General features: G+C 59.7%; 13 protein-coding genes. 7 read left to right on the top strand and 6 right to left on the bottom strand.

Annotated features, from left to right (window positions below):
* Nucleotides 1-12: 12 nt before the first annotated feature.
* From BLT92_RS08760 to BLT92_RS08745, 3 genes are all read right to left on the bottom strand, one after another.
* Complete coding sequence (locus BLT92_RS08760; RefSeq protein ID WP_092104919.1) at nucleotides 13-960, bottom strand: PstS family phosphate ABC transporter substrate-binding protein; 948 nt, start codon at nucleotides 958-960, stop codon at nucleotides 13-15.
* Between the two features lie 1,228 nt (nucleotides 961-2,188).
* Nucleotides 2,189-3,712 carry a SulP family inorganic anion transporter gene (locus tag BLT92_RS08750; protein ID WP_092104915.1) on the bottom strand — a complete coding sequence of 508 codons (1,524 nt, stop codon included), beginning with the start codon at nucleotides 3,710-3,712 and terminating at the stop codon, nucleotides 2,189-2,191.
* 277 nt (nucleotides 3,713-3,989) lie between these two features.
* Nucleotides 3,990-5,213: an MFS transporter gene (locus tag BLT92_RS08745; RefSeq protein ID WP_092109022.1), complete on the bottom strand. Its 1,224-nt coding sequence runs from the start codon at nucleotides 5,211-5,213 to the stop codon at nucleotides 3,990-3,992.
* A gap of 583 nt (nucleotides 5,214-5,796) precedes the next feature.
* On the opposite strand from BLT92_RS08745, the gene BLT92_RS08740 reads away from it, so the two are divergent.
* Both BLT92_RS08740 and BLT92_RS08735 read left to right on the top strand, forming a co-directional pair.
* Complete coding sequence (locus BLT92_RS08740) at nucleotides 5,797-7,383, top strand: ribonuclease J (RefSeq protein ID WP_092104913.1); 1,587 nt, start codon at nucleotides 5,797-5,799, stop codon at nucleotides 7,381-7,383.
* A gap of 45 nt (nucleotides 7,384-7,428) precedes the next feature.
* Nucleotides 7,429-9,045, top strand: a complete 1,617-nt coding sequence (locus tag BLT92_RS08735; protein WP_092104911.1) for a peptide chain release factor 3 — start codon at nucleotides 7,429-7,431, stop codon at nucleotides 9,043-9,045.
* Here the strand turns inward: BLT92_RS08735 and BLT92_RS08730 are convergent.
* Nucleotides 9,026-9,340 (bottom strand): hypothetical protein, encoded by a 315-nt coding sequence (locus BLT92_RS08730; RefSeq protein WP_092104909.1) that lies wholly within the window; start codon nucleotides 9,338-9,340, stop codon nucleotides 9,026-9,028. The two genes, BLT92_RS08735 and BLT92_RS08730, sit on opposite strands and share 20 nt — an antisense overlap.
* Nucleotides 9,341-9,912: 572 nt before the next feature.
* Between BLT92_RS08730 and BLT92_RS08720 the strand changes: the two genes are divergently transcribed.
* From BLT92_RS08720 to BLT92_RS08705, 4 genes are all read left to right on the top strand, one after another.
* Nucleotides 9,913-10,263, top strand: coding sequence for a MerR family transcriptional regulator (locus BLT92_RS08720; RefSeq protein WP_092104907.1), 351 nt, complete (start codon nucleotides 9,913-9,915; stop codon nucleotides 10,261-10,263).
* Between the two features lie 104 nt (nucleotides 10,264-10,367).
* Nucleotides 10,368-12,539: a HelD family protein gene (locus tag BLT92_RS08715; protein ID WP_092104905.1), complete on the top strand. Its 2,172-nt coding sequence runs from the start codon at nucleotides 10,368-10,370 to the stop codon at nucleotides 12,537-12,539.
* A gap of 91 nt (nucleotides 12,540-12,630) precedes the next feature.
* Complete coding sequence (locus BLT92_RS21235; protein WP_157691395.1) at nucleotides 12,631-13,083, top strand: SgcJ/EcaC family oxidoreductase; 453 nt, start codon at nucleotides 12,631-12,633, stop codon at nucleotides 13,081-13,083.
* 374 nt (nucleotides 13,084-13,457) lie between these two features.
* Nucleotides 13,458-13,766: an addiction module antidote protein gene (locus BLT92_RS08705; RefSeq protein WP_092104901.1), complete on the top strand. Its 309-nt coding sequence runs from the start codon at nucleotides 13,458-13,460 to the stop codon at nucleotides 13,764-13,766.
* 21 nt (nucleotides 13,767-13,787) lie between these two features.
* Here BLT92_RS08705 and BLT92_RS08700 read toward each other — a convergent pair whose 3' ends face one another.
* A complete protein-coding gene (locus BLT92_RS08700; RefSeq protein ID WP_092104899.1) occupies nucleotides 13,788-15,302 on the bottom strand; it encodes a sodium:solute symporter family protein in 1,515 nt (504 codons plus the stop codon).
* Nucleotides 15,299-15,625: a DUF3311 domain-containing protein gene (locus tag BLT92_RS08695; RefSeq protein ID WP_092104897.1), complete on the bottom strand. Its 327-nt coding sequence runs from the start codon at nucleotides 15,623-15,625 to the stop codon at nucleotides 15,299-15,301. Before BLT92_RS08695 ends, BLT92_RS08700 begins: the two co-directional genes overlap by 4 nt.
* A gap of 349 nt (nucleotides 15,626-15,974) precedes the next feature.
* On the opposite strand from BLT92_RS08695, the gene BLT92_RS08690 reads away from it, so the two are divergent.
* Complete coding sequence (locus tag BLT92_RS08690) at nucleotides 15,975-17,609, top strand: ABC-F family ATP-binding cassette domain-containing protein (RefSeq protein ID WP_092104895.1); 1,635 nt, start codon at nucleotides 15,975-15,977, stop codon at nucleotides 17,607-17,609.
* The last annotated feature ends 6 nt before the right edge of the window (nucleotides 17,610-17,615 follow it).

Genomic DNA, 17,615 nt, shown 5'->3' with positions numbered 1-17,615 from the left:
AGGCGAATGTGCTCAGCCGAGGCTGGCGAGCTCATCCCGTGCAGTGGTCACTTGGTCCTCGGTGAGTGGGACGAAGAGCGCTCGATCGGCCACGTCGGTGGAGTTCTCAACGTAGAAGTCTACGAATGACTTAGCCGCTTCGTCTTCACTGTAGGACGAGTTATTCACGTAGATGAACAGCTCCCGGCCTAGTGGAGTGTAGCTGCCGTCCTGAACGGTTTCTGTGCTGGGAGTCACGTCGTCAACAGAGGTCGCCTTGATGGCCCCCTCGTTTTCTTCGACGTAGCTGAGCCCGAGGAATCCAACGGCTCCTTTGGCGCCAGACACACCTTGGATAGTGATGTTGTCGTCTTCGGACGGGCTGTAGTCAGTGCGAATCGCTCCCTCTTCGCCATTGATCGCCTCAGTGAAGTAGTCGAACGTCCCGGAGTCGGTACCGGCCCCGAACAAGGTCAGTTCCTCGTCAGGGAAGGATGGGTCGACCTGGTTCCAGTTCGTAATCTTTCCTTCAGACTCGGGTGCCCAAATCTTTTGCAGCTGCTCCACGGTCAGATTCGTCGCCCAGTCGTTTTCTGGATTCACAATGACGGAGAGCCCGTCGTTTGCGGCGACGATTTCGGTGTACTCAACACCATTGGATTCGCAGTCCGCAATTTCTTCCTTCGAGATTGGTCGCGATGCATTGGAGATATCAGTCTCGCCAGCGCAGAACGATTTGAATCCACCGCCGGTTCCTGATGTAGAGACTGACACGTTCACTCCCGGTTCAACCTCGCGGTACATATCCGCGGCCGCCTCAGTCAGTGGGGCGACGGTCGATGATCCGTCTGTCGTCACCTCGCCAGACAGGCCGCTACCGCCGTCGGATGAGCCGGCATTCTGCCCGCCGCATGCGGCGAGGGCCAGCGCGGCAGCTCCGATAAAACATGCGGAGGACAATTGTGCAAAATTCTTCTTCACGTTCCACCTTCAGTTGGGACCCCTCAAGGCCATCACAGATCGCCACAGTGCAGCAGTCAGATAGTTATTCATCTATACGTTTCATATTGAAGATCGCCTATATGAATGTGAGGTGAACTGAACGTGGCTTGGGACTGAATCCTCTTTTGCGCTGACTGGAAGTCAATGTGGGCGAATGCGGTGTATGTGGATTCAGTCCAAATCGCGTTTGGTCTAAATTGGAGTGCTACGCGAACGATTTTCGGCCAAGTGCGGCGATTCTCTTCAACCGCAGCCGCGCTAGACACTTTTCTTGTGTAGGCCGCCACTCGCGCATCTTCGACAAGGTCACCGGAGTGACTTTTCGTTATTGGCCGTCCTCCAAGCGAGTCCTACCAACAGGGATCGGGCTTCTGCCGTTGAGAACGTGAGCTAGCCGGTCGCGTCTGGCGTTCGTCGCTTGCTCCGGCCTCATTCCGGCCGGAAGTCGAGGATCAGTTACTGACAAGCTTTGCTGGGCGTAAAATGTAGTTGTTGAGGTTCGGAGACATGCCCGGGCCGCAACGTTGTCAGGCCCTGACCGGGCCGATCAAGCGGGCATCTTCGGATGTCCGCTTGATCTTTAACTCACTTGAGGGGGCCTCGGTCTTTGAGGTCCTCAGGAGTAAATGTTCCGGATTGCATATTAAAAGTTGGGCTTCGGATCTATTGTGGGAAAGTGACCTCTCCTATCAGGCGCACCCACGATGACGTCGGCAGAGACAACAGGGACGAAAGTCCCTCCTCTGAGAGTGCCTCCGGCCGATCGCTTGCCGAGCAGCCGCTGCCCGGCAATGACGAGCGCTGGGGCAAGATCCTTTCCGACCTCGACGTCGACGACCTCACCGCCACCTTGATGTCACGAGCCATAGCCAGCGGGAGTCACTCATCTCCGATAGCCGACGTCGACCTCCGCCAGGCTGCTCGACTGTCGTTTCAGACCCTGATTGAGAATCTGCGAACAGGTGGGTGTTCGTCTTCTGCTCCAATGCCAACAAACAGCGAGCCCCCTCTCGCCCGACCTGGTCCTCACCTGACGGCGAACCGGCTGGCAGGTGGCCACTACCTCACAGTGTTGTGGGAAGGGTTAGTCGGTGCGGCGAAACACGACGATGCTGAACTCCTCATCCGTCATACGTCTGAAGTATTCAGCACCGTCGTCGCCTACACCCTTGAGATCTCAGCCACCGCACATTAGGAGACTAAGGGGTCAGTGACCCTGGCCAAGGCCGCCGGTGAGGCGGGTATGGAAATCATCGGTATAGTCGTTCATTCCGATGATCTTGACTCTCTTACCCTGCTGTTCGTACTTCGTTTCGACAGCATCGAGTGTTGCCACGGTCGACGCGTCCCAAATGTGTGACTGGGACATGTCGATGACCACGTGATCGGGATCCTTCGAGTATTCGAACAAGGTCGTAAGGTCATTGCTCGAAGCGAAGAAGAGTTCGCCAGTGACGGTGTATTTCGCCTCCGCACGTCCCTTGAACTCACCGAGCTCGCGTTCGACAGAGACGAAGTGGGCCACACGACGAACGAACATCACCGAGGCGACGAACACTCCGACGATGACACCGATGGCGAGGTTGTGAGTAGCGACGACAACGACGACCGTGACGAGCATGACGAAGTTCTCGCTCTTGGGCAGGCGCTTCAGGGTCGAAATCTTGATCGAGTGCCAGTCGAAGGTACCGACAGAAACCATGATCATCACAGCCACGAGCGCAGCCATGGGAATGATCGCGACGACATCACCCAAAGCAACGACGAGAATAAGGAGGAAGATGCCAGCCAAGAACGTCGAGATCCGAGTCCTGGCTCCAGAGGCCTTGATGTTGATCATCGTCTGACCAATCATCGCGCAACCGCCCATACCGCCGAAGAATCCCGACAGAATGTTCGCGGTTCCCTGACCCCAGCCTTCTCGGGTTTTGTTCGAGTGCGTATCGGTGACGTCGTCAACGAGCTTCGCAGTCATCAGTGATTCCATCAATCCGACCAGGGCCATCGCCAGGGCGGTGGGAGCGATGATCTGGAATGTCTCGAAGCTGATCGGGACGTCGGGGAAGAACAGCTGCGGCAGACTATCGGGCAGATCGCCCTGGTCACCGACGGACGGTACGTTGATCGCGGCAATGATGACAGCGGCGGTGACGATGACGATCGAGACCAATGGCGCTGGAATGATTTTGGTGATCTTGGGCATGAAGACCATGATGAGCAGGCCCACTGCAACGAGTGGGTAGACCATCCAGGGAACTCCGATGAGCTGTGGCAGCTGGGCGGTGAAGATCAGGATGGCCAGGGCATTGACGAAGCCGACCATGACGCTGCGCGGGATGAACCGCATGAGCTTGGCAGCGCCGAAGAGGGCGAGGACGATCTGGAAAACACCGGCCAGAATGACCGTGGCGATGAAATAGTCGAGCCCGTACTCGTGGGCAATGGGGGCGATGACGAGTGCGATAGCACCGGTAGCGCCGGTGATCATGGCAGGTCGTCCGCCCAGGAAGGCAATAGAGACGGCCATGATGAAGGAGGAGAAGAGTCCGACACGGGGATCGACGCCAGCGATGATGGAGAAGGAGATCGCCTCGGGAATCAGCGCAAGGGCCACGACGAGGCCTGCAAGTGCCTCACGGGTGAGGAGTTTGGGCGACCGCAGAGTGGTCCACACCGAGGGTTCTGGTCTGTACCGTTTGGTGTCGTCGGTTTCGACAGTGACAGTGGTCATCTTCTACCTTCCGGGCAGTAGTGTGCTTCGTGTGCAGAAGCGCGAACAGTGATCAAACGGCGAAGTTGTCAGCAGTGTGACGTGGTGCCTGTCGGATCAGGAAACTCAGAATGAAGGGGCCTGGACGACCCGAACGATTTCCAACTCTACCGTGACGTGAGAGTCGATGCTAATTCGCCGTCTGTAATGTGACGAAAGACAAATTTCGGGGCGACGAAAGACACACGAAGAACTGTGCGGCCATGGCCAAAGATCATGCGGCGATCGGGCTTGGCGCTCAACCGGCCATCAATGGATCGTTATGACGAGGTTGAGAGGTGAAAACGGTGACGATGGCGATGCCGATCGGAATCACTGCCAGCAGGGCCGCTGGGAGCGCGAAACTGCCGGTGAGATCGGTGCCCAGTGCCAAGGCGTAGGGGCCCAGGGCTGATGCTCCCAGGCTGATCGCGGTGGCCAGTCCTCGAATTGCCCCGATGTTGGTCACTCCGTAGTAGCGGGCGAAGGTCGCTCCCTCCATACCGCGCAGGCACCCGCCTGCGGCACCGAGGATGAGGCCATAGCTGATGGCCGTCCATCCGGGAGCCACCAGGGGCAACATGAGCAGCGCGGCTGAGGTGGTGGCCATGGAGAAGATGATGAAGATCTTGGGATTCATCGAGTCGATGAGAGCACCGATGAGCAAGGTCGCCAACAGTGCCGCGACGGTCTGAGGAATGAAGTTCGCCGCCGCCTCGGCCGGGCTCAGCCCTTGTCCGCCGAGGACCGCGATCTGATGGAAGGCCAGGGCGGTGCTGAGCATCGACGAGCTGGCCACAGCCGCAGCGAGAACCCAGAACATTCCGGTTCGTCGAGCCTGGGGCAGCGTCCAATCGCTTGACGGTCTCGCATCGGCAACCTGCGCGCCGTCCGTGTCTACAGACGTCTCCGTGTCACCCTCTATTGAAATGACGTCAGAGGCGTCTGGGCTGCCAGCTGTGGACTCACGGCGGCCAGTCGATCGGACGAATAGGATCGCCGGCAGGGCCACGACGATCACAGCAAGGGCCTCCCACCGCCAGGTCTGTGCTGGGCCCACTGCGGTGATCAGGCGCTCCAGGGCGACCGGCGCCAGGGAAATGCCTGTCGATCCGATCGCCGAAGCGATTCCCAGCGCCAGGCCCCGACGGTGATCGATGGCTCGGGAGACGGCGGTGACCACGGTCAGGCTCAGTGCCCCTTGCCCGGCCATCCGAACTCCAATGTAGCCGAACGTCAGCCCGAACAGTTCGTGGGCAAAGCTCAACCCCACCAGCACGATCGCGAACCCAACGGCGATGACAGCCATGACGACGCGAGCGTTCCAGCGGTCTGAGGCCTTACCGATGAGAGGCTGGAACGCGGCACCAATGAGAGTGGCGGTGAGATAGGACAAGGACAGGGCGGTTCTGTCGATTCCCATACTCGCAATAAGCGGCTCAGTGAACACCGAGAGGCCGGCTGTTTGTCCAGGTGCGGTCATTGCAGAGATGACTCCGCCGGCCACGACAGTGACAATCCAGGCCAGGCCGATGGACCGATGAGCTGAACGGCGAGAGTCGAGTGAGGAAATGAGTCGGGAGAGCCTTTCGTGCGGTCATCGGTCGAGGGGGAATCTGATACAGCAAACTCCACCGCTACGTGAATGTGCGTGCGGAGAATCCTCGAGATCGTGGATAGCCCGACCCCCCGAGGGCGGTCGGCTTCCTCAAGGGATCGGGCAGTCAGAAGGCGGAGCAGGCTCGCCTGGATCGGTGCAGCACCTTCCCAGCAACACTACCGTAACGGAAGGTTTGCCGGATGGCAACGTGAGCCGGTCATCTTATCCTCGAACCCAAGTGGAACTCTCACGTAACGTAAGGTTAAACTGGAATTCGATCTCGGTTGCTGCCCGTTTCCATGGCATCGACTACCACCAATCGGAACAGCCATAGTGCGGTTCCACTCAACAAAGAAAGACCTATTCTTTGGCTTCTTCTACGCGTACACTCACCGCTCCTTCCACACTCCATCCTGGAGGCCTTCGGGTCACACCATTGGGAGGACTCGGTGAAATCGGGCGCAATATGACGGTCTTCGAGCACCGAGGAAAACTGCTCATCGTCGATTGTGGTGTCCTCTTTCCGGAAGAGCACCAACCAGGCATTGACGTCATCCTTCCCGACTTCACCTCCATCCGAGACCGCCTAGCTGACATTGTCGGCATCGTACTCACTCACGGCCACGAGGATCACATCGGCGGGGTGCCCTACCTGCTGAGAGAACGTCCCGATATTCCCCTCATCGGCTCCGAGCTCACTCTGGCTTTCATCACATCCAAGCTCAAGGAGCACCGGATCACGCCGCAGCTGGTTCATGTCGAGGCCGGTGACCGGCACGACGCTGAACCCTTCGGGCTCGAATTCGTCGCCGTCAACCACTCAATCCCTGATGGCCTTGCCGTGGCCATTCGTACCGGGGCCGGCCTCGTTCTACATACTGGTGATTTCAAAATGGACCAGTTCCCACTCGATGACAGGATCACCGACCTGCGGCACTTCGCCAAACTTGCCGATGAGGGCGTTGACCTGTTCCTGGCAGACTCGACCAATGCTGAAGTCCCCGGGTTCACCACCTCCGAGCGTGAACTCACTCCAGCCATCGATCATGTTTTCGCCACGGCACCGAAACGCATCATTGTCTCCAGCTTCGCCAGTCATGTTCATCGCATCCAGCAGGTCCTCGACGCCGCGCACGCCCATGGACGTAAGGTCGCCTTCGTCGGTCGATCCATGGTCAAGAACATGGGTATCGCCCGGGACCTGGGATATCTCACGATTCCGCGTGGACTCATCGTTGACTTCAAGAAGCTGCAGACTATGCCTGATGAGAAGGTCACGATCGTGTGCACCGGATCGCAAGGCGAACCGTTGGCGGCCCTGGCGCGCATGGCCAGCGACACTCACCAGATTCGCCTCAATGCCGACGACGTTGTCCTCATGGCCAGCTCCCTGATCCCCGGCAACGAGAATGCGATCTACGGCATCATCAATAAACTCACGGACCTTGGGGTCCGGGTCGTGCATAAAGGCAATGCCAAAGTCCACGTCTCTGGGCACGCCTCTGCGGGCGAGTTGATCTATTGCTATAACCTCATCAAACCAACCTCCGTGATGCCCGTGCACGGAGAATCCAAACACTTACGAGCCAATGCCGATCTGGCGATCCGAACAGGAATCACGCCTGACAACGTCCTCATCGCAGCTGACGGCTACACGATCGACCTCGTTGACGGTGCTGCTCGGATCTCTGGCAAGGTCGAGGCTGGATTGGTCTATGTCGATGGCGACACCGTTGGCAAAGTCACCGAAAAGACCCTGGGAGAGCGCCGACTACTCCAAGAAGGTGGAGTGGTCACCGTCGTCGCGATCGTTGACGCCGATACTAATACATTGGCCGAACCACTGGAATTCATCTCTCGCGGATTCATCCACGACGAGGCAATCTTCAACTCGGCTGCGAAGAAGGTCGACTCAGCCTTGGCGAAGCCGGCGACGTCTGAGATTGACGACACGAACGGTCTGGAGACCCTGATTTCCGCCACGATCAAACGCCATCTTGTGCGAGCCTATCGGCGGGCCCCTCTGGTGACTGCTGTCGTCATCTTCGCCTAGACAGCCTCCTGAACTTCAATGACGAGGAACTGACGGAGAGGCGAGATGACAGCGAACCACGCAAACGGACACACCCACGACGACGCCGTCGAGGCGGTCAGGCAGGGGGCTCGCCGCCGCACCTTTGCCGTCATCAGTCATCCGGATGCTGGCAAATCGACCCTCACTGAGGCACTTGCCCTCCACGCTCATGCCATCAGCGAGGCCGGTCACATTCATGGCAAGGCCAGCCGCAAAAGCACTGTCTCCGACTGGATGGACATGGAACAGGACCGAGGCATCTCCATCACCTCGGCATCGCTTCAACTGATGTATCGCGATACCGTCCTCAACCTGCTTGATACCCCAGGCCACGCAGACTTCTCCGAAGACACCTACCGAGTCTTGGCAGCAGTCGATGCTGCCATCATGCTCATCGATGCCGCCAAGGGCATCGAAACTCAGACGATGAAGCTCTTCGAGGTGTGCAGACATCGCGGCATTCCCATCATCACAGTCATCAACAAATGGGATCGCCCAGGTCTGGATCCCCTTGAGCTCATGGACGAAATCACTGAGAAGACCGGCCTCGAACCGACCCCTTTGACCTGGCCGGTGGGGATATCGGGAGACTTCCACGGGTTCCTTGACCGAGAAACCGGCGAATATGTTGAGCTCACAGCCACCGCTGGAGGTGCACAGATTGCACCGGAGGAGCATTTCGCACCAGACGAGGCCGCTGCACGGGTCGGCCAGGATTGGACGACGGCCCTCGAAGGGGCGGACCTGCTCAGCGCATCGGGCGACGATCACGATCAGGAGACCTTTCTTGCTGGCCTGTCCACACCAGTGATCTTTGCCGCCGCGGTTCGCAATTTCGGGGTACGACGCCTCCTCGACATCCTCGTTGACCTCGCCCCAGCACCTGAGGCTCGAAACACCGCCAACGGCGAGACTCGTGCTCTCGAAGAACCGTTTAGTGCCTTCGTCTTCAAGCTTCAATCGGGCATGGATTCAGCACACCGTGACCGCCTAGCCTATATGCGCATCTGCTCAGGAATCTTCCGACGCGGCATGAACGTGACCATTGCCCGCACGGGCCGCGGATTCGCGACCAAATATGCCCAGCAGACCTTCGGTCAGTCTCGCGACGTCGTCGATATGGCGTTCCCTGGCGATGTCGTCGGTCTCGTCAACGCCTCAGCATTGACGATTGGCGATACCCTCTACACGCAATTGCCTGTTGAGTTCCCGCCGATGCCTACCTTCTCACCGGAGCACTTCGCTGTGGCCCGGGCTTTGGACAGCAGTCGCTATAAACAGTTTCGTCGCGGGATCGCCCAACTGGAGGCAGAAGGTGTCGTTCAGGTGCTTCGCTCAGATCTGCGTGGAGACCAGGCTCCCGTCCTCGCCGCTGTCGGTCCCATGCAATTCGAGGTCGCAGACCACCGACTGCGCGGCGAGCTGGGTGCTCCGATCCGCTTGGAGATGCTGAACTATTCGCTCGCGCGTCGTACGGATGAGCGATCGGCGGGCACTCTTAACGCCGAACGCGGTGTGGAGGTCCTCGAGCGGGCAGACGGTGAGCTGATCGCGGTGTTCAGCGACCAGTGGCGCCTGCAATCGGTGAGCCGAGCCCACCCCGATCTAATGTGCGAACCGTTCATGGCCGCAAAAGACTAGCGTCGGCGTCCCCTGACACGGTTGGTGTCTGCGTCTCTTGAGTGCTTGATTCCGCCAGCCCGGAGAGGAAGTCGTCTTCGCCGGAGAAGACCTGCTCGAGCAAGTGTTGGCATCTGATCGCACGTGCTGCGTCTTCGGCGAGGACGCGGGTTAGGAACTCGGCGACCTCGACGCTATTGCTGTTGTTGATCGCCTCGATTTCACGCCCATGATCGGAGGCGAAGCTGCGTGAGTGTTCATACAGCGAGGACAGTACTTGGACAGTTGTTTCGTTAATACGAGGATTGACAGGCAAATCGGCCTACTTTCTGTAGTGATTTCACGTGTGTGATGAGCGTGTGATGTCAGACGTCGACAGGCATTTCAGGAAAGACCGTCCAGAGGTCACGGACGGTGCGGAAAGAGGCATCTGGGTCGACCTGCGACAGTGTCTCGAGTACCTCCTTCCGAGCGTGGGCTGTGCGGGCGGCCTCAATCAACTGAGTCGAGGAGACCGAGGTCGATCCAAATGCAGACGATATGGCGCGTACCAGTTCGAGACGAGTGACCGGATCCATAGTGAAAACCTCCTAAGTCGTGGGACAGGTCCAGGCTGTCCCGGCAAAGACACCGCCCGGTAGACGGCGAAAGCGATACGGAGTCAACCGCTGCCGTTGCCCTCATCAGTGCCAGGGGGTCGGTGAGCAACGCGGTTGCCTATGGTTTTAACTTTACCCTTACGTTAGTGTTGAGTCGAGAATGTGGTCGTCTCGCGACCTGATGATCGTAGAATGTATCGACAGGTGCGAAATCATGAACTCGGGGCAAAGTGTGCGCCGCCAGGAGAATGCGAAAGTGTGGGTGGGTAGTGTGACCGATGGCCATGTAATGCACATCGGAGAGGTGGCAGACCGGGCGGGCCTGTCACTGCGGACGATCCGACATTACGACGAGATCGGCCTGGTCGCTCCTTCTGGGCGAACCGACGGAGGATTCAGACTTTATTCTCCCGCCGACCTCGGGCGTCTCGTTCTCATCAAGAACATGAAGCCCCTCGGATATTCTCTCGAGCAGATGTCGGAGTTGCTATCGGTCATCGATTCGCGCGCCTCTGGAGCCGGCACTGGTGCCGAGGAAGCACTGGAGGCCTTCCGGCGGGACGCCGTGCAGCGGCGGGAGCGTCTCGTGGTGCAGCTGGCCAAGGCCGACGAATTCATCGCCGAACTTGGAAGCGTGTAGAACCCCCACACCTCAGAGCGCGCTACCTACGGCGGTCCGACTTCAACTCTACAGTTACGTGAATGTAGAGTTGTAGGTGGATACCCCCGTGGAACGGAGCACTCATGACAGAATCCCAGATGGAAATTGAGGAGCGACAGAAGCTGGCGGCAACTCTTGCCCTCATCGACACCGAACTCGTCCGAGTCGCCGATCAGATCGCGACGAGTGATGCCACGATCCAGTCGCAGAAGGAACTCATCTGGAATAACCAACGCGATATGGACGCCGCGGAGAAGGCAAATATCCGCACACTGGTCTCAACGGCCGTCGGCCTGGGAGAGTACACGGTAAAGACGCGCAAGAGGATTGAGAAACTTCAGGATTCTCCTTATTTCGGTCGTGTCGATTTCACCCGCGACAAGCCTGAGCGCACAGGTTACTCGGCGGATGCCTCCGATGAATTTCCTGCTGAGGAGATCTACATCGGCGTCCACAATTTCTATCGCCCTGGTACCAAGGACATCCTCGTACACGACTGGCGGGCGCCTGTATCGAGCCTGTTCTATGACTACGAGTCGGGCCCAGCATCTTTTACTGCCCCTGCTGGCCAGATTGATGGTGAAATCACTGGCAAACGGCAATACAAGATCGCCCAGGGGCAGATGGAATATGTCATCGAGTCGGCTCTCAACATCGACGATGAGATACTCCAGCGAGAACTCAGCCGCTCCGCCGATGACAAAATGCAAAACATTGTCGCGACCATTCAACGTGAGCAGAACGCGATCATTCGCAACGAGGCCGCTGAAGTGCTCATCCTGCAAGGCGTGGCTGGGTCCGGCAAGACATCGATCGCTCTTCACCGAGTCGCCTTCTTGCTCTACCGGTTCAAAGAGAGCCTCAACTCGTCGAATGTCATGATCCTCTCGCCCAACAAGGTCTTCACCGACTACATCTCCGGAGTGCTGCCGGAACTGGGTGAGGAACAGATCGCTGAAATCGATTTCGGGACCCTGGCAGAGAAGTATCTGCCTCCCAAACTGGGCTTCCAGACTTTCAATGAGCAGGTCTCTCACGTTCTCGAGCATCCTCACGACGCGGCGTCCGATCGCATGCGGCACAAAGCCGGAGCTGATTTCGTCGATGATCTCGAAACCTGGATTCACACCGAAATCGCCACCACACTCGCCCCGAGTGCGGTCAGCCATCGTGGGGAGGAGATTTCGGCTGAGGAGATGGCCGAAATCTTCGAACGATGCAGTTTCCTGCCCGTCTTCGCTTGTCTCGAACGCGCGGCGAAGATTGCCGTGACCACTCTGGGACAGCGTTTTAAGAAGGATCGTCGCGGGTGGAAGACCGCTGACGAACGGGAAGTCAGGAAGCAGGTTCTCGGACTGTTCCCCTACAAGGACCCGTTGTCGATGTATAAGGCGTTCCTGGCCTCACGCGAAGAGAAGGGGCTGTTTGTCATGGCCGGGCGCAATCGACTCGAATACGCTGATGTCTTTCCGCTTATTCTCACGCGGCTGAGGACGACTGAGTTTGAAACCTATCAGAATATCCGCCACTTACTCGTCGATGAGATGCAGGACTACACGCCGGCTCAATACGCCGTAGTCAAAGCGCTTTTCCCCTGTCGCATGACGATTCTTGGCGATGCTGATCAGAAGGTGAACCCATTCAGCTCCTCGAGCCTGTCGACGATCCGCGAGATCTTCCCCGAGGCCAACTGTTTGGAGATGTATCGCAGCTATCGCTCGACGTCTGAGATCATTTCCTTCGCACAGGGCATCTCACACAATGATCGCCTCGAATCGGTCGATCGGCACGGCCGACCCCCGGAGGTCATTCGCACCGAGGACACACTCGACGAGGTGGCCGTGATCACGAATCTGATCGATTCCCACTCGGCAGGGCCACAGCAGTCGCTGGGCATTGTGTGCCGAACAGTCGAACAAGCCAGGGAATTGCATGATGCGTTGAGAGAGGCAGGTGCTGACATGACCTTACTCGACTATGACAGCGAGGAGTTCGCAAGCGGAGTGGTCATCACTTCGGCTCACGTGGCCAAAGGTCTCGAGTTCGATACGGTGATTGTGCCTGGCGTGTCCGCTGACAGGTACACGTCCGACGTCGACAAAAGCATGCTCTACATCGCCTGCACCAGAGCAATGCACGAACTATACCTCACCTATTTCGGCGAGCTTTCGTCCTATCTCGCCTTTGCCGAGCCGACGAATGACAGAACAGTGTCTACCCGAGGTTCGTCGAGACAAGCAGCCGTCTTCGGATAGGGCACGAGGGCCCTGATGACACCGTGCCTGTCTCCTTCGCAGGCGTAGAATTTCACAAGATGCAGACACACGTGGTCCCGGAGGAGTCAGGGTGCGCCCAACTGGACTGATCGACAATTCAGACAAACGAGCCAGAAGCGAAATCACTTCAGTGTTTAAACGACTTGAAGACGGATTCCATCAGCAAGACGCCGATATCTTCGATGCCCATTTCAGTCGAGACGCCGTCCAAGTCACTGCCGCAGGTCAAAGAATGACTGGTTGGGACGCGATCCATAGCTATCACAAAGAACGCTTGGAAGGGCACGCGCACGGTCTTCACGTTGCCTTGAAGGTGGAGAGCATTGGCTTCCTCGCCCCAACGATTGCAATCGTGCACACGCTTCAGGAGACGACTGCGGGTGAAGGTGATGTGCGGTGTAACTCGGGCACGTGGACGCTGATCGAGCGCGCTGGCAAGTGGTGGATCTGTGCAGTCCAGCAGACCAACGTCGTTGCCCTGCCCTCTGAGTGGAGTGCTCATTCCGACAGCGACGTCCGATAAGTGTGGTGGAACAAGCAATTCGGGACGTTGAGATCTCTGATGTTGATCCTCCCAGCAAGGGGGCAGAAGGAGCATCGGAATCGGCAGCTTCACTCGAGTGCGCCGGAATGAGTCGTGATTCAAATTAGACGGGTCTGCTCGCAAACATCAAAGGATGTTCGTGCCCATGCACTAGCCGAAGGGTTCGACCACGTCCGGCGGGATTTATCACCCCTCCTTACCTCAGTCCCTTTAACCCTATGTGACATTCCCCTCTGAGGAGGAGCGTTGACTGGTGAAAGCTAGACTATTGCATTAGGTGAATAATGCTCAGACTGCCGATGCACGCGAACTCGCCGCACAATGGCGAGCCCACCAGAAAAAGGAGGACAGCAATGACTGAGGAAGGCGAATACCCGATTTTCGACGCAGCTGACTACATCAGCAGCACCGATGATGCGGCGATTCTGCTGACGACTGCGCTCGAAGACTCCGCGGAGGACGCTGGTGCTCTCCCCGCCGCGCTGGGAATACTTGCGCGCTCAGGAAACATGAGTGAACTTGCTCGACGAGTGGGCATGAGCCGCGACGGCCTGTACCGTGCACTTTCTGCGGATGGAAACCCAACCTGGTCGACGGTATTGCGGGTCACGCAAGCGCTCAACCTGCGACTGGAAGTGCATCAGGGAATGGAGTCTGCTTGAGCTGACGTCTCGCAGCGGTGCCTACCGACCCCTGGCCTCGGCATGCGCTTTACGCTCTGCCGCCGGCACCCACCGTGGGTCCGGCTTGGCCACGGTGACGATGACGACGACGATGAGGTTGGCCGCGATGGCCCACAGGCCGCCGTTGATGCCCAGCAGCGGATCGTTGCCCGTGTAGTGCAGGGCGACCATGGTCACCGAGCCGACGATGAGTCCGGCGGCAGCGGCCTGCTTGCTCATCCGCGGCCAGTAGAGGGCGAGGAGTGCGGCGGGCACGACCTGCGCGAGACCCTCATAGCTGAGCACGGAGAGCTCGACGAGTGCATCGGGCATGAGCAGACTCATCACCAGTGCGATCACACCGACGACGAGGCACACCCACTGGGACAGGGTCTTCTGCCGCAGGCCCCGAGCCGCGAGCTGTTCCTTCGTCATCGAGGCGGCGTTCTTCGGGCCCGAGAGCCCACCGCCGAGGACGGTCCGCCCCCACATCGAGCCGATCGAGAGCATGTACACGCTCATCGGCACGATGGCCGACAGTGCACCCGCGACTCCGATGACGGCGACGAGCGGGGCCGGCAGCGAGTCGATGACCACGGAGAACAGTGCCAGGTCCGCGTCCTTGAGAGCGGGGATGACGAACAGTGCCGCCACGCCGACCATCATCGGCACGAGGAGCAGCAGCTGGTACCAGGGCAGGATGATCGAGTTGCGACGCAGGGCGTTCGCCGAGGTGCCGGACAGGTAGCCGGCGATGGAGGTGGGGAAGACGGTGATCGTGATCCCGTTGAGGATGATCGTCGAGATGAACCAGGCGCTGCCGTAGATTCCTTCCCCGGCGCCGGGGAAGGTCAGCCACTGTGATTTCTCGGTCACGAGCCGGTCGAGGAGTTCGCCCAAGCCGTCGAAGTAGTGCAGCGGCACGTAGATTGCGAGGAAGGCGACGGCGAGGATGACGAGGCCGTCCTTGAGAGCGCTGACCCAGGCGGAACCGCGCAGGCCGGAGAAGAGGATGAACGCCTCGGCGACGATGAAGGAGATGATGGCGGCGACTTTGAGGTCGATCGCCCCATAGCTCATGGCGTTGACGACGGCACCCATGCCCTGGATCTGCAGCTGGATGTAGGGAACGATGAACACGGTCGCGAGCACGGCGACAAGGATCGCCAGACCCCGCGAGCGGAAGCGGTGTTCGACGATGTCGGAGAGGCTGACGAGTTTGTGCCTGGCCGCATAGGTCCAGAACAGCGGGCCGACGAGGTAGGCGACGACGAGTCCGACGCTGAGATAGCCGATGAGGTAGAGGATCGGCACACCATAGGAATACGACCAGCCGGCTGTGCCGAGGAACGAGAAGCTCGTATAGGTCTCGCCCGCCATGAGCAGGAGGATGAAGACGAACCCGAGTCCGCGACCGGAGACCGACCATTCGTCGAGGGACTTCTCGCGTCCGCGGCCGGACCAGACGCCGATGCCGATGGTTGCGAGCATACTGAGGCCGAAGATGATGCAGGCGATGACGGCAGACGTGCTCATTTCTCGGCCTCCTCTCCGCTGGTGGTCGAGGCTTCATCGATTGGGTAGTCCTCACCGAAGGCGACATCGGAGGGGATGTGTTCGGGCAAGTCACGGCGGTAGTAGCGATCACCTCGGGCGGCAATCCACACGAACAGCCAGGTGAGGATCGTGACGGCGATCGTGTAGGTGACGATGAACGGCACGCCTAGGATGCGCGGTTCGACCGAGTTCGCGACGAATGGTGTGAGGAGGTAGCCGACGACCGGCACGATGAGGAGGAGCAATGAGAACCGCCGCCGAGGTGGCCTCGACGGCGGTGACGAATCGTGAACCCGTGGCATGCGTGACCTCTTAACCTTCGAACTCTCTGGCGGACGGACAGCGCCGGTGAACGTGCTGCCGGTGGGCGGACCGAGCCAGGCTAGTGGGGCGAGTCACGGCAGGTCGAGGCCGTTCCGAAGTGTGAAATCCGCCGGCCGTAGCGGCAAGCCATGTTGCTTGATCTCCGGGCGTGAGAATCGATAACGTCCTTGATAGAATGGGCGACATGTACCTCGGTATTGCTTCGTTCAAGTTGTGGGACCGCCGCTGACGGCGGCGGGACCTTCCTGAATTCTCGTTCGCCGTCCTGGCCAATCGCCGGACGGTCCAATCGTGGCGTCCGGCTCCATGACGAGCTGAGAGAACACAATGCCGATCACTTCATCCCTGAGAAACCGAACTCTGCCCGCAGGTTCGGCCGCCCACATTCGCGCCGAGGGCCTCCACGTCGCCCTCGGTGGCCGCACCATCCTCGACCGTGTCGACGTCACGATCTCGGCCGGGTCGCGCCTGGCGATCGTCGGTGAGAACGGTCGGGGCAAGACGACCCTGCTCCACACCCTCGCTGGCGCGCTGACCCCGGACAGAGGAACGGTCGTGCGTGCTGGCACCGTCGCCGTCATCGAACAGGATCTCGACGCTGACAATGACAGGACCGTCGGAGATCTCATCGACGACGCCATCTGCGAAGAACGTGCCGCCCTCGAAGCCCTCGAGTCGGCGACCGAACAGATGGCCCGCGGCGTGGTCGGGGCAGATGACGCCTACGCCGAGGCACTCGAACTGTCGATCCGGTTGGATGCCTGGGACGCTGAGAGGCGCATCGACATCGCACTCGAGGGGCTGAACGCCTGCACGGATCGTCACCGCACTCTGTTGAGTCTGTCCGTCGGGCAGCGCTACCGGGTCCGTCTGGCCATGGTGCTCGGGGCGAACACCGATCTGCTGCTGCTCGACGAACCGACCAACCACCTCGACGCGGCAGCGCTCGAGTACCTGACCGGGTGCCTGCGAGACCATCCCGGTGGAATTGCGGTCGTCAGTCATGATCGAGCACTGCTGCGGGATGTGGCCTCGACCTTCATCGACCTCGATCCCAGCCGTGACGGGCTGCCCCAGACATATGCGGGTGGCTACGAAGGGTGGCTCGAGGGCCGCCGAAGAGACCGCGAACGCTGGGAGCAGGACTACGCCGCCGAGGTAGCTGAACACGCGCGCCTGACGCAGGCGGCAGAGGACGCTCGTGGTCGGCTGTCGACCGGGTGGCGCCCGCCCAAGGGCACCGGCAAACACCAGCGGGCGACACGAGCCGACGGGATCGTGCGGGCCTTCAACCGTCGCACCGAGGACCTCGAGGCTCATCGGGTCACCGTGCCCCAGCCGCCGATGCGTCTGCGGTGGCCGGAGTCCCGGACTCGAGTCGGCAGCCGGATTGTCGCTGCCGATGACATCACTGTGTCCGAGAGGCTGTCCGTGCCGGTGTCGGTGGAAGTCGAGGGCGGTGACCGGTTGGTCCTCAGCGGTCCGAACGGGGTGGGCAAGTCGACGCTGCTGGCGGTGCTCGCCGGCCGAATCGAGCCGAACGGAGGCACAGTCTCCCGGCATGCGGGTTCGCGCATCGTGTTGCTGTCGCAGGAGGTGCCCGAATGGAACTCGGCGGCTCCGGCACATCGTGTATTCAGCGACCACCTCGCCAAGAACGGTCGAACCCGCGATGACGCGCCATCCTTGTCGAGTCTGGGCCTGCTCGATGCGGCTTCCGCAGGGTCACCGGTGGGACGTTTCTCCCAAGGACAGCAGCGGCGGCTGCAGCTGGCGATGTGCCTGGCCGAACGGCCGGACCTGCTGATGCTCGACGAACCGACGAACCACCTCTCGTCATCACTGGTCGACGAACTCACCGAGGCGGTTCAGGCCACCTCGGCGGCGATCGTCGTCGCCACTCACGACCGGCAGATGCTCAGCGACCTCGAGCCCTGGCCGCGTCTGAAGTTGGGTGGCTGACGCGGC

The organism is Brevibacterium picturae, from assembly GCF_900105045.1.
GTDB classification, from domain to species: Bacteria; Actinomycetota; Actinomycetes; order Actinomycetales; family Brevibacteriaceae; genus Brevibacterium; species Brevibacterium picturae.
This window is presented reverse-complemented; position numbering and strand designations above follow the sequence as displayed.

Excerpts from the sequence above, each read along its gene's own strand:
- BLT92_RS08740 (WP_092104913.1), top strand. The coding sequence starts at position 5,797 with ATGACGGTCTTCGAGCACCGAGGAAAACTGCTCATCGTCGATTGTGGT.
- BLT92_RS08735 (WP_092104911.1), top strand. The coding sequence starts at position 7,429 with ATGACAGCGAACCACGCAAACGGACACACCCACGACGACGCCGTCGAG.
- BLT92_RS08720 (WP_092104907.1), top strand. The coding sequence starts at position 9,913 with ATGCACATCGGAGAGGTGGCAGACCGGGCGGGCCTGTCACTGCGGACG.
- BLT92_RS08750 (WP_092104915.1), bottom strand. The coding sequence starts at position 3,712 with ATGACCACTGTCACTGTCGAAACCGACGACACCAAACGGTACAGACCA.
- BLT92_RS08745 (WP_092109022.1), bottom strand. The coding sequence starts at position 5,213 with ATGACCGCACCTGGACAAACAGCCGGCCTCTCGGTGTTCACTGAGCCG.
- BLT92_RS08715 (WP_092104905.1), top strand. The coding sequence starts at position 10,368 with ATGACAGAATCCCAGATGGAAATTGAGGAGCGACAGAAGCTGGCGGCA.
- BLT92_RS08695 (WP_092104897.1), bottom strand. The coding sequence starts at position 15,625 with ATGCCACGGGTTCACGATTCGTCACCGCCGTCGAGGCCACCTCGGCGG.
- BLT92_RS08690 (WP_092104895.1), top strand. The coding sequence starts at position 15,975 with ATGCCGATCACTTCATCCCTGAGAAACCGAACTCTGCCCGCAGGTTCG.
- BLT92_RS08700 (WP_092104899.1), bottom strand. The coding sequence starts at position 15,302 with ATGAGCACGTCTGCCGTCATCGCCTGCATCATCTTCGGCCTCAGTATG.
- BLT92_RS08705 (WP_092104901.1), top strand. The coding sequence starts at position 13,458 with ATGACTGAGGAAGGCGAATACCCGATTTTCGACGCAGCTGACTACATC.